The 12,636-nt window shown below is 41.2% G+C and carries 8 protein-coding genes; 6 read left to right on the forward strand and 2 right to left on the reverse strand.

Features of this window, described 5'->3' with window-relative positions:
• Positions 1–4: 4 nt before the first annotated feature.
• The 6 genes from AC1DYB_RS00190 to AC1DYB_RS00215 are packed head-to-tail and all read left to right on the forward strand — an operon-like array spanning position 5 to position 7,973.
• Complete coding sequence (locus AC1DYB_RS00190) at positions 5–1,528, forward strand: RagB/SusD family nutrient uptake outer membrane protein (RefSeq protein ID WP_477431381.1); 1,524 nt, start codon at positions 5–7, stop codon at positions 1,526–1,528.
• Positions 1,529–1,557: 29 nt separating this feature from the next.
• The gene (locus AC1DYB_RS00195; RefSeq protein ID WP_477431383.1) at positions 1,558–2,280 is read left to right on the forward strand and encodes a hypothetical protein; all 723 of its coding nucleotides are present in this window, start codon (positions 1,558–1,560) and stop codon (positions 2,278–2,280) included.
• Positions 2,281–2,321: 41 nt separating this feature from the next.
• Positions 2,322–3,944: a DUF5008 domain-containing protein gene (locus AC1DYB_RS00200; protein WP_477431385.1), complete on the forward strand. Its 1,623-nt coding sequence runs from the start codon at positions 2,322–2,324 to the stop codon at positions 3,942–3,944.
• Positions 3,945–3,975: 31 nt separating this feature from the next.
• On the forward strand, positions 3,976–5,679 hold the full coding sequence (locus AC1DYB_RS00205) for an alkaline phosphatase family protein (protein WP_477431387.1): 1,704 nt from the start codon (positions 3,976–3,978) through the stop codon (positions 5,677–5,679).
• Positions 5,680–5,706: 27 nt separating this feature from the next.
• Entirely contained in the window at positions 5,707–7,131 is a 1,425-nt protein-coding gene (locus AC1DYB_RS00210; RefSeq protein ID WP_477391416.1) for a PA14 domain-containing protein, read from the forward strand.
• A gap of 32 nt (positions 7,132–7,163) precedes the next feature.
• Positions 7,164–7,973 carry a PKD domain-containing protein gene (locus AC1DYB_RS00215; protein ID WP_477431389.1) on the forward strand — a complete coding sequence of 270 codons (810 nt, stop codon included), beginning with the start codon at positions 7,164–7,166 and terminating at the stop codon, positions 7,971–7,973.
• 95 nt (positions 7,974–8,068) lie between these two features.
• On the opposite strand, the gene AC1DYB_RS00220 is transcribed toward AC1DYB_RS00215, so the two are convergent.
• Both AC1DYB_RS00220 and AC1DYB_RS00225 read right to left on the reverse strand, forming a co-directional pair.
• A complete protein-coding gene (locus AC1DYB_RS00220; protein ID WP_477431391.1) occupies positions 8,069–9,658 on the reverse strand; it encodes a glycoside hydrolase family 172 protein in 1,590 nt (529 codons plus the stop codon).
• A gap of 368 nt (positions 9,659–10,026) precedes the next feature.
• Positions 10,027–12,561: a zinc-dependent metalloprotease gene (locus tag AC1DYB_RS00225; RefSeq protein WP_477431393.1), complete on the reverse strand. Its 2,535-nt coding sequence runs from the start codon at positions 12,559–12,561 to the stop codon at positions 10,027–10,029.
• Positions 12,562–12,636: the final 75 nt, after the last annotated feature.

Consider the following 12,636-nt stretch of genomic DNA (forward strand, 5'->3'; position numbering starts at 1 on the left):
AATCATGAAAAAAAGTATTATATACATTTTAGTAATTGCAGGAAGTTTCTGTTTACCTGCCTGTAAAAAGTTTTTGAACATTCAACCTATTGATAAACTAACCGGTAATAATTTTTACCAGTCAAAGGATGATGTTATTGCCAATATATATGATCTATCGAGGCAGTTTTTTGGAAAGATCAATGAAACACAATTTATTGGTGCCACGGGCGAATATCGTTCTGGCGAGGTAATGCATGAGGCACAGTCTGATCTGGGCCCGGCACGTGAATATGTAGAGGTATTGGGCCGAAATGATTTGCTCAACCTTATTAATGGCAACCCGCCATGGAGTTTTTACAACTTTTATAACATTACCGACTGGACCGGCTACTACCAGGTTGTACAGGGCGCTAACATTTTAATTTCGAAGCTTGACGAAGGGATACCAGGAGTATCAACAGCCGAGAAAAATCAATTTAAAGGCGAAGCCGCTTTTATTCGCTCACTTGCATATTTCTTTATGGTAAGGCTTTATGGCGATGTGCCGTATTATACCGATGCTTTTCATTCAACAGCCTTGCCCCGTGAAAATATGGTTTCGGTTTTAAATAAATGCATAGCCGACCTTAAAACCTATAAAGACAATATGCCCTGGACTTATAGCGATCCTGCCCTTAAAGGTGTAAGGGCAAGCAAGGGTAGTATTATAGCGCTGCTCATGAACATGAACATGTGGAATGCTGGTTTTGATAAGCCAAATGCAGCTAAGTATTACCAGGAAACAGTTGATCTGGGCCAGGAGCTTATTAAAAGTAATGCCTACAGATTGTTGCCAATTTCAGAATGGGCCACCGTTATTAAAGGACGATCTGATGAAAGCCTTTTTGAATTTTACCGCAGTGTTAACTATGGTGATGCAAACGCAAACATAGCGCCCGTTGGAGATATGTTTTTGCATTACCCCTACAAACGGCCAGAGTATACACACAGGGTAAGCTTTGCCTATTTCAGGGCAGAATATATGCAAAAGCTGTATCCGGGCACAGCCGATAAACGGGCAACTATGTGGTTTAATGAAGATATATATGCCGATAACGGGAAATTCATGATGTTAAAATTTGCTCAGAATGCTTTTGCAACGGGCGAAGAAAACAGCAACCCTGATAATACTTTTATGATTTTCAGGTATGCCGGCGAGATTTTATTATGTGCAGAAGCAATGGCCGAATTAGGTCAGGACAACGAAGCAACAGCGCTGGTTAATAAAATCAGGGATAGGGCCGAAGCTTCACAATATGCTGGTGGTGGCGGTCAGGATTTAAAGGATTTTATCTTTTTAGAAAGATCCCGTGAATTGATGGGCGAGGGACATCATTATTTTGACCTGGTACGTACCCGGCGGATTCTTAACAGCCAATGGACATATAATGTATTAACGTTGGATAAGTTTAACAGGGGAGCCTGGACATGGCCTATCAGCGGTAATGCATTAACCAATAATCCTTTCATGTCGCTAAATGCCTATTGGGTAAACGGCGGTAATTAACACATAGCTAAAAGATAATAATAACAATTATGAAAAATATAATTATTGTTTGTGCCGGTCTCTTCATGTTACTTACCGGTTGTAAACGGGATGAGTACTACCGGGATGGGGGGAAGGCAAATCCTGATTTCCCCGGCGATATGTTTCAATATTTAGAAGCAAAGCCGGTGCCCTTTGATACTATTGCCCAAATTGTAAAGTTAGCCGGGCTCGAGAGCACTTTCCACACCGTTGATTTTACCTTTTTTGCACCCGATGATGATGTTATAAAAAGAACCATTGGCAATGCAAAAATCAGGGGCTCATTAAACGAGTTTTTATTTAGTGTTGGCCGCGATACGGTTAAAAAATTATCGGATATCGATTCATTGATCTGGAGAAAATATTTGGAGCGTTATATGTTCAAGGGGGTTAACCGCCTTAAAGATTACTCTCAAATAGATCTTAACCTTCAAAATCAGTATCCGGGTGCATTATATTATTCATATAGCGGCGATGTTTCAAATATTGGGGTCATTTACGGAGACGCGAATAAGGTAAGGTACATAGGGCCGCGCAGTTTAATAATCAGCTACGTGTATGATATTAATAATGCCCAAAATGCGGTTTTCCGAACTTATATTTCCTCATCAGACATTAAGCCCAAAAACGGCGTAGTACACACGTTGCAGTATAACGGGGCATACTTTGGCTTCAATCCGGACGACTTTTTTATTGAGGTTTATAACACCGGGCTTCATTCATCCGAATAAAAAATATTAAAAATGATGTTTGATCAATAACGAATTGAGACATGAAAAAAATTAAATACATAATAATATTTGCTTTAGCAGCCTTAGTTATTCAAAGCTGCAAAAAGGCGCAAGAGAGCTTTGAAGCTCCATATGCTGATGGAAAGCCGCCATTAGGCGTAACACTTAATCGTGATGCTATACCAAGCCCAGCATCGGGCGCTGTAGGTACCGAGATTACTTTTAAAGCAGCCGGATTAATACCCTTTAAGGATAAACTGAAATTTATGTTTAATGGCGAGGAAGGGCAAATTACCGAGGTTACAGCAACATCCATCAAAGTAAAAGTTCCTCCCTTTGGCAGCAGCGGCATAACATCTATAGCAATTGATGACCAATTGGTGCTTGGGCCGCTGTTTAAAGTAAACGGCCTCATCAATATTGATCCATCTTTCAGGGCTACGTTGGGCGCAAATAATTATGTGAGCCAGATATTTCCCCTGGCCGATGGAAGGAATTTGGTGGTTGGCAGGTTTACTAATTATGATAACAAAGGCATTGTAACCCCACTTAACAGAATTGTAAGAACATCATCTGATGGTGAGTTTGACCGTACCTTCAGAACCGGTAAAGCTGCAAATGGAGGTTTATCAAGAGTTATGCAGATAAACGGAAAATTTATTATTGCAGGCGGCTTTGGCGGGTATAATCAACGAACAGATAATATTAGCAATATAACCAGTTTAGGGGTTGATGGAAGTGTTGATACTATAGCCATAAAAGTATACAGGCGCTCCACACAAAAAGACACTTCGAGGGATACCACTAAGTATTTTCCAAAATTTAACGGGGGGACCAATGATTTTATAAATAGAGTTTATAATCATCAAAATAAGATCCTGGCTACCGGCAACTTCAGGTATTATGTACACCGGACCTATAAAAAACCCAATCATGACTTTACAAGAGACACGGTTATTGTGGATAGTACAGAGATGAGGCAAGTGCTCCGGTTTAATTTAGATGGCTCTTTAGATAAAACATTTCGCTTCAACGTTGCCGCCAATAAAGGCTTACAAGCTGCAAACGGGCCAATTGATTCCTATATGCACACAGACGCCGGGCAGTTAGAGAAGCTTGTGGTTTTTGGAAGCTTTACAACATTTGATCAAAAACCAGCCGGGCGCCTTATTAGGTTAAATGTGGATGGAAGCATTGATAACACGTTTCACGCCGGTACAGGCGCCGATAACGGTATATCATCACTAACCTATAACCGGGTTACAAAAAAATATCTGATCACCGGAATATTCAGATCATATAACGGTAAACCTGCTATAAGTATGGCATTGCTTAATGAAGATGGCAGCCTTGATGAATCATTTGCACCAAAAATATTTGATGGTGGTTACCCGGGCTTTTCAAGGCAATTGGATGATGGCTTAATAGTAGTAAGCGGTAGTTTCAAAAAATACAGCAATGTTACCCGCAATGGATTTATGATCCTGAACGCTAAAGGGGAGCTTGCAGGTAATTATAATACAACCGGTCCGTTTTCGGGCGGCCTGTCTGATATCATAGAAACAAAATCAGCCGATGGAAAAAGAGCATTATACCTCATAGGGGGATTTGACCGGTTTGATAACCTGCCGGTAAATAATATCATCCGGGTAACAATCGAATAAATTTAAAAGAGAAAATTATAATTATAAAAAGATGGGGCAGAAGAAAAAATATCAGGGAATAGTTTTTGGAATCATGTGTTCCATACTTGCCATTGCGGTAGTATCCTGTAATAAAGATTTTTTACGGGTATTGCCTGATAAAAACTACAAGGATACAACCAATGTTTCCTTTGGCGAACGTAAAGTATTGTATTTGATTGTTGACGGCGCAAGAGGGGCATCGGTAAACAGTGCAAATGTTCCAAATATTAAGGCTTTATTACCAAGTTCAATTTACAGCTGGGTATCCTTAAGCGATCCGGATTCAACCCGGGATGTTAGCAATTGGGCCAATATGTTAACCGGGGTAAAAAAGGAAAAGCATTTGGTTTTAAATGATAATTTAACGGGGGCTAATCTTAAAAACTACCCGGTTGTGCTTGAAAGAATAAAGCAGGAAAAACCAAATGCAAAAATTGTGGCCTATTCATCTTCGGCAATATTTAAAAATAATTTAACCGGCGGAGCTACCGTAAGTGAATTATTTGATACCGATGAACAGATTAAAACAGCGGTTGTAAACAATATCAATACCGATACGGCAAGTTTTATCTTAGGTCATTTTAATGATGTTGATGAGGCGGGCGCCAAATATGGCTATGATAATTCTGCATCACAGTACAAAGCTGCTATTGAAAAATTTGATGGCTATGTAGGCCAGATTATGGATGCGCTAAAAAAGAGAAAGAATTACCAAAACGAAGAATGGCTGGTAGTTATAGCATCCAGTGGCGGTGGCAACTTCACTATACCTGCAAATCAAAATGATAATACCGTTTTTAGCAACACAGCGGCCAATACTTTTACTATTTACTACAGCTCAAGATACAAACAACGGGTAATAGGAAAACCATTTACCGGAAACCGGTACTTAGGTAAAACAGTAAGATTATATGGCGAATCGGTAAGGGCCGAAATTGATACAGCTGATGTTTTTAATCTTGGGGATACTACCAAATTTACCATTGAACTGAAGGTTAAGAAGAACGAAGACAAGTTTTTTTGGCCAAGTATATTGGGCAAAAGGAATGAGTGGTCAAGCGGGCACCCGAGTGTAGGTTGGGTGATTTACCTGGAAGATTCATACTGGTATTTTGAAATGCGAGGCACAAAAGATGGTGATTACAGGCAATGCAGAGGCGGGGATTTGAAGAAAGGCCAATGGGAGAACCTGAGTGTAAAATGCGAGATCAGGGCTGGCAAAAGGTTTATCAGAACTTATACCGATGGTAATTTTAATAATGAAATGGAGATAACTTCTTCGGGAAGTCTTGATAACAATAACTCGCTCAAATTAGGATTTTTAAACGGAAACGGTCATGGTACTCCGGATGTTTATGTAAGCGATATCAGATTTTTTAAAGTAGATGTGCCAGACGCGGTAATTGGTAATTATGCCTGTGAAACTTCTATTTCAGAAGGGCACCCTTATTACAGTTTCCTGGCAGCCTACTGGCCAGGTACCGACGGACAGGGCGATAGGTTAAAAGATGTTGGCCCCCAGGCACGTGATTTTAAATTAAAGGGCGATTATAAGTGGGAAGATTTTAATGACCTGATATGCCCTCCGCCTGCTGAAGCGCTTGCGGTATTTGTGCCGCAAACAACTGATATCCCGGCACAGATTATAAACTGGTTTAGGATACCAAACAGGCAAAGCTGGAATCTTGACGGCAGAGTTTGGTTAGATCAGTAAAATTAATATACAACGATAAATTATTTCATGATGAAAAATTATATATACAGTATACTGCTGGGGTTAATTATCCTGTCAACGGTTTCTTGTAAACGTAACAACCTCGATGATGTAGGTTTAATTAAAAACAAAACCGTAAGTATTTCTGGCGATGGTGTTGTTGTTTCAGGTATTACGAAGACGAACGAAACTATTCAGGTTCCTTTTAAAATATCACTGTCGGGGATTGCTGCTAAAGCGTTCCAGGTAGGCATTGCGCTCAATAGCGATACAGTGAGTAAGTTAATAGCAAACGGCACTTTAAAAAACACCGTAGTATTACCCAATGGTTCTATTGATTATCCAAGTGTAATTAATGTAGCTTATGGTGCAGATACCGCCACAGGAGTTGCTACTGTGAGGCTTACCACGCTTGAGCTTAATTATGGTAAAGATGTTGCCTTTGCGTTTAAACTCACCAGCCCCGGAAAAGGTAACCTGGTTGCAGGCGGAAAATCAAATATTATGGTTGTGCTGAATACCAAACAACTTATAGCAGAAAAAGATATTCATTATCTTTCTATTGTTAACGGTGGCGGTATCATGGGTGTTGATTACAAAAAGAATTATACAACATCTCCGGCTGGTATTACTATACCGCTAATCGTCAACCTATCCGGCCAGGCGGGTACTGCATTTAATATACACGTAAAGCTCAATACAGATACTATTGCTACACTGGTAAAGAATAAAGTTTTACCGGCAAATACCATCAGCTTAGGCGAAAGCGATTTTAGCATAGATACCCTGATAAGGGTAAATTCAAATTCAAATACAGCCCAAATACGTTTATTAATTGGCTGGCCGGTTTTTGATGCCAATATTGTTGCAAACAAAAGATTTGCTTTCGCGGTGAGCCTAAGTAACCCAACCAGGCATATTTTACACCCCACAAATAGTAAGGTGATTGTGTTGGTTGAGCCAGGGGTTAATCTCGACAATAACTCTTATATAACCGGGAACGGAACAGGTTTAAAAGCGGAATACTTTACAAACAATCAGTTGCTTGACTTTGATGGAAGAAAGCCCACACTGGTAAGGGTAGATGAAACAATTGATTTTGGTGGCGACTGGTTACCATCTTCTATTAGTACTGATAATTATTCATCCAGATGGACCGGCGAGTTTTTAGCCCCTGTACGTGGCGAATACATCTTTTACGAAACAAGATGGGATGACGGAGCCAGGCTGTTTATTGATGGTAAAGCAGTCATTGATGATTTTACAACAGAATGGGATAAGCCCAGCAGATTTGCCAAAGTATTTCTGGAGCGTGGAAAGCGCTATAAAATAGAGGCCAACCATCGGGAAAATGTTGGCGGGCAACAAGCAAGGCTTGAGTATGAAGTGCCATCTGCCGGTATAAATGGACGACGGATTGTTCCAAAAAGCCAGTTGTTTCCGGCGCAATAATTATTTTACATATAATGAATATAACGATGAAGATGAATAAGTTATTCAACATTATGCCGGCAATTATGCTGGTTGTAATGATATCAGTAGGATGTAAAAAAGATAAACCGGTACCGATCGAAGTTGAAGTACCTAAACCAATGGCAGGTTTTACAGTAGCTAAAACTGATAGCGTTGACTTTTTGAGTTATCAGTTTACCAGCACTTCAAGTAATTACGAGGAGCTATTATGGCAATTTGGGGATGACAGCACTTCTGTTGAAAAATCACCCAAACACAAATATGCTTTTGAGGGGCTGTATCATGTTGTGCTAACATCAAGAAACTCGCAGGGTTACTCGGCCAGTAAAGAAATAATATTGAATGTAGCCGATCCAAATTTTGATAGAACTAAGGTTGGTGAAAGCTATTTTGCAACAATAGGCGGTACTTTTACTGTTTCGCGCGATAATGGAGGAGGCCCAAATTCAAACGAGGGTTCGTTAAAAGTAGTTGATGGAGATCCGAATTCAAAGTTTTTCCAATCGGGCTTTTCCGGAGACCTGGTAATGAAGTATGAACTTAAAATTGCTGCTCTTGCTGGTGCATATACCATGATAAGCGCAAATGACTCTCCCGACCGTGATCCTAAAACCTGGATCTTACAGGGGTCTGAAGATGGCATACGCTGGATAAATTTACATACGCGCACAAATGAGGTGTTTTCTGGCCGTGCACAGCGTAAATTGTATCATTTTAATAATAATGTTGCCTATAAATTTTACAGGATAAGCATTAAGGCAAATAACGGCAGCCGAGATTTTCAGATGGCCGAATGGACGGTAAATAAAAAGCAGCCATAACCTATAATTAAATTTAAAAATCTGTTTTCCATGTACGTGGAAAACAGATTTTTTTTTAAGCTGCTATTGTACAGGCTATGTATGCTAAAACGCTTTTAATTTGTGGGAAGTAATGATGGTTTAGTTTGATTTTTAGTTAAGCTGCTTTTGGCATTTTTGAAACTGTACCAATAAGTAGTTGCTGCACAATCTGCCGTGCCGTTTTCCCATCCAAGCATTTCCAGGCTATAGCGAAACTGCTTTTTAAAAGGAACAGCATCAAGGTTTCTGGTTCTGGTAAAAGTATTATAGCCAAAGGAATCTTGATTATCTGCACGCGGCGCATTGGCAAAAGGCGTTTGGTATAACACTACCGGAGCCCAGGAAGTATTGTAGTAATCTTCCGTACCTGTGCCATATTCATCAGGAAAAACCGCATTATCTATCCAAAACTTTTGATCGCCTTCTCCGTACCATTTGTGCATGTGATTATAAACCGCAAAAGTGTCACCTATAAAAACTCCTTTTCCTGTTATACTGTTGAAGTCCCATTCAATCGGTTTGTACTGTTCCGTTTGCTTAATGGCCACATTGTTTTCACTCTTCCAGTTGGCATGAAAATACATGCTACCGCCATTCCATTTCCATTTATCGGTAACTACCGAAAGGGATGCATGAACGGGAATCTCATTTAGATTTAACAAAGATACTTCTGCAGAAACCCGGTAAGGCATTACCCATCTGCTAATGAGGCTGCCATCAATATTTATTGTTCTATACCAGCTTTTTAAAGGCTTGCTCCCTACGCCACTTCCTGCAAAATCGCCCAACGGGCACCATACTGTCTGCTCGCCATCAAACTTTATTTTGAGGATAGTGGAGCGCAATGCCTGTTCGTAATCATGCTGGTTTGCAGTTGCAATTTTTATAACCATGTACCGCACGGCGGCGGCACCCTTAGGGAGTTTCATCGCGATTTGTTGTTTGGGTGCTATGTCCTGTTCAATTTTGGTTTGCTTGCCGGTTATAATACTATCTGGGTGCAGCAGTTTATCATTAACGGCCCCGGTGAATTTCTCCAGCGTTTTAAAATTCTCCAATGTGAAAGTCTTTACTTTAGTACCTGTTGCATAAGTACGGTAATTCACCTGGTAATAACGCGGCTGATTGTCGGGATCATTATCCTCAAAGGTGATTTTGCAATGTTTTGCGTAGGGCATGGGTAAGTATAATGTAGTACCGCCTTTTTCCTTAGGCTCGTAACTGGAGTGTGGTTCCAGTAACGCGGTACCCAAATTCAAACCGATTTTCATTAAATCATAGGATGGTATAGTGATTTCTGGGTTTTGATGCCCGTCAAAATATATTCTGATTTTGCCATTTCGTTTAAATGTTGTAAGCCAGAACCTGACAATAGCTCCAGGACCATCGGCGTCCATCATGACTTCTTCTTTACGCCCCTGGTTAATTTCCGATCTTATATATTGTGATCTGTCATCATTGGCAAACCACCCCGCTGTGGCGGGCGACTTTGATTTTCGATCATAACTGCTGGCCTGCGATTCCTTGTAATATGGATCTGGCCATTTTGCCACAGTGGTATTATCCTTTAATTCCTCTAACAATGATTTTAATGTCACTTCTTTTTGGGCGAAACAGGACAGACTTGAAAGGCAAATGAAACTAATTACTATTATTCTTAACATGAAATTATTTTTAGATAAGGGATCTGGTTTATATTCAACATGTATCGTTTATGTCCCAATTGATCAAGGCACATCATGAACGGCACACGTAAAATACACATTTCATTTGTTTCGGCCATAATCAGTATTAATTCTCACTTTTTTAATAACCCGGCTTTTGTTTATATGAATAAACCACATTGGTAAAAGGGAAAAGTAAATGCGGGAAGGGGAGGTGTTCTGCCGGGAAGTTTGTTGGCAAATTGTTCCAAAAGCGAAACCGCTGTATTGCCATTTGTAAACAAAATGGCAATACAGCGGTCGCGCTTAACAAAATTTCCGCACTGGGGGATACGGACAATAAATAAGGTTATTGTTCAATCATTGATTTATTTATCAATATCTGCTTTTGGTTTTAACGCACGGTTAAGGCGTTCGCTCATATCCACAAGGTGTTCGCGGCTTGCTGTGTTTGCAGTATGCGCCGATGCTGTTTTTATTTGCGTCGCTAACAATTTGGCATGCCCTTTTATAACAGACAGACCATCATTATCCACTCCGGTGCTTTGTTTGCTGATGATGGATATCAGCAGTTCTACATATGTCTTTTGCAAATCGCGCCTGTAAATACTAATGGGCTTTGGTGTTGTCAATTCCGAAAATATACCTTGTTTCAGGTCACGCAGCATTTCGGCAACAGTGTAGGCTTTGGTACCATAGTTTTTTTCCTGGTCAACTAAAGTAGTTAAGCGTTGCGGGCTAAGTAGCGCCATCAATATGCCTTTCTGAATTTTAGTTATCAGGCTAAAATCAGTTGTAGTAAGGTCATACAGTTTGCTATCCATCAGCCAGTATGGGGTAGTAAAAAGCTGCTCCTGCAAGAAAGCTACTGCTCTTTTTTGCTTTTCTTTAGGCACTACAGCATAAATAGGGCCTGCCTGTTCAACCGTTTTTGGGGTTGTATATGTACCGCCAACATGTTTTAGCACATGACCCATATAGCGTTGATATTGGTTTGCTATTTCTTTGTACATGTCGCCAACCTTATCGTAATTTCCATTAGGCTCTTTTAGCCATTTCATAATATTGGGCTCAATCCTTTTCAAGTTTTTGATACCGTATGTACTGGCCAGCATGGCATCATCACCCAGATCTTCACTTTGGTCGCGTGGGTCTGAATTGTTTGACATATAGATATCATTGGTAGCCGGATCAACCTGGCTGCCGTAAAAATATTGCTTGCCGGATGCCAGCTTATCAACCATCCACTTGTTAAGGATGGCTTTTTCGTCAACAGCGGTTTTAGCCTCCGGAATCAGCTTATATCCCCATTCAATGGCCCATTTATCATAATCGCCAATACGCGGAAAGATGCCTTTCTCGCCTATATGATCTTCGGGCTGGGCAACATAATTAAAGCGGGCGTAATCCATAATAGATGGTGTATGCCCATGCGCCTCTACCCAGGCCTTGTTGCGCAGGTTTTCTACAGGCACTGTTGATGATGCCCCAAAGTTGTGCATCAAGCCTAAAGTATGGCCAATTTCATGCGATGATACAAAACGGATAAGCTGTCCCATCAGCTCGTCATCTAGCTGGGGCTTTTGCGCGCGAGGGTCAATAGCGCCCGCCTGTACCATATACCAGCTTTGCAGCAGACTCATTACACTGTGGTACCAGTTAATATGAGTTTCTAAGATCTCGCCGCTGCGTGGGTCTTTAATGCTTGGCCCCATGGCGTTGGCAACAGCCGATGGCTTATAAACCAATACCGAATGCCTTGCATCATCAATGTTCCAGGTAGAATCATTAAGCGGAGCCAGTTTGGCCATAATGGCGTTTTTAAAACCGGCCTTTTCAAAGGCGGCCTGCCAATCATTAATACCCAGCATCAGGTACGGTACCCACTTTTTGGGCGTAGCCGGGTCAATGTAAATAACAATGGGCTTTTTGGGCTCAACCAGTTCGCCGCGTTTGTATTTATCCATATCCTCATCCTTAGGCTCTATACGCCAGCGCCATATGTAACTGGTGTTGGTAACACCGCGTGGATTGGCATCAAAATCTACATACGTGTTGGAGAAAAAGCCGATGCGCGGGTCTGCAGGCCTTGGTTTCATGGGGATAGCCGGCAATAAAACGATAGAGCTGTTAAACTCAAAAGTTACAGGTGGCGCTGTATACCCGCCGGAACTGGGTCGCATATTATACGTTTTTACCGATTTGATCTCCACATTGGCCGGGTAAGCCGAGGCATTATCGATAAAAGACCGATCCATAATGAGGTTGCCTATCAGGCTTTTCACAAACGGATCGCTCAGCGCAAATATGTTGTTATCGTTATTAATAAAATCGGTAACATCAATCACTGTGCTCTTTCCTTCTTTGTTAACGGCTTTTATGGTGAAAGCACCCTGGATAGTTTGGTAATTACTGTTGATGAGCGCGTGCGATAAACCATTCTCGGTGGTATCATTACTAAACTCCCTGAAAGCGACCGAGCGCATCACGATCTTATCGCCCGGGATCTTTTCAAACTCTATAACTGATGATCCTACCTCGTCACCTGCATAGCTCATATAGCCACCGGGCAGGCGGAAACCCGCAGGCGCTTTATCAATACGGGTTACAATGAGGATGTCTTTTTTCAGCAATGAGTCCGGGATCTCGAATAAATACTTATCGGCCACCAGGTGAACCGTCAAAAAACTTTTGAGTGTTTTGGCCGTAGCCGGAACCACCTCTTTATAAGGCTTAATGTTTGATATGGGCTTGGCCAGCGCCAGCAGAGCCAGGCTTTTTGCTTTGGCGGTATCCACCGCGGCTGTTTTTGATTTTTTTTGACCATGGGCAAAGCCAAATACCATGATCAATGCGGCCGACAGCATAAGCGTACGGCCCGTTTGTTTTTTGTTGATATACATTAATGGTTAGTTGTTTGTTTTCTGTAGGAAATTTAAGGCAAAACAGGGGCTAAAATGCCTGCACAATACCCCATG

This window comes from Mucilaginibacter sp. P2_A4 (genome assembly GCF_056405015.1).

Coding starts and splice junctions, on each gene's coding strand:
- AC1DYB_RS00190 (WP_477431381.1), top strand. CDS start 5: ATGAAAAAAAGTATTATATACATTTTAGTAATTGCAGGAAGTTTCTGT.
- AC1DYB_RS00195 (WP_477431383.1), top strand. CDS start 1,558: ATGAAAAATATAATTATTGTTTGTGCCGGTCTCTTCATGTTACTTACC.
- AC1DYB_RS00200 (WP_477431385.1), top strand. CDS start 2,322: ATGAAAAAAATTAAATACATAATAATATTTGCTTTAGCAGCCTTAGTT.
- AC1DYB_RS00205 (WP_477431387.1), top strand. CDS start 3,976: ATGGGGCAGAAGAAAAAATATCAGGGAATAGTTTTTGGAATCATGTGT.
- AC1DYB_RS00210 (WP_477391416.1), top strand. CDS start 5,707: ATGATGAAAAATTATATATACAGTATACTGCTGGGGTTAATTATCCTG.
- AC1DYB_RS00215 (WP_477431389.1), top strand. CDS start 7,164: ATGAATAAGTTATTCAACATTATGCCGGCAATTATGCTGGTTGTAATG.
- AC1DYB_RS00220 (WP_477431391.1), bottom strand. CDS start 9,658: ATGTTAAGAATAATAGTAATTAGTTTCATTTGCCTTTCAAGTCTGTCC.
- AC1DYB_RS00225 (WP_477431393.1), bottom strand. CDS start 12,561: ATGTATATCAACAAAAAACAAACGGGCCGTACGCTTATGCTGTCGGCC.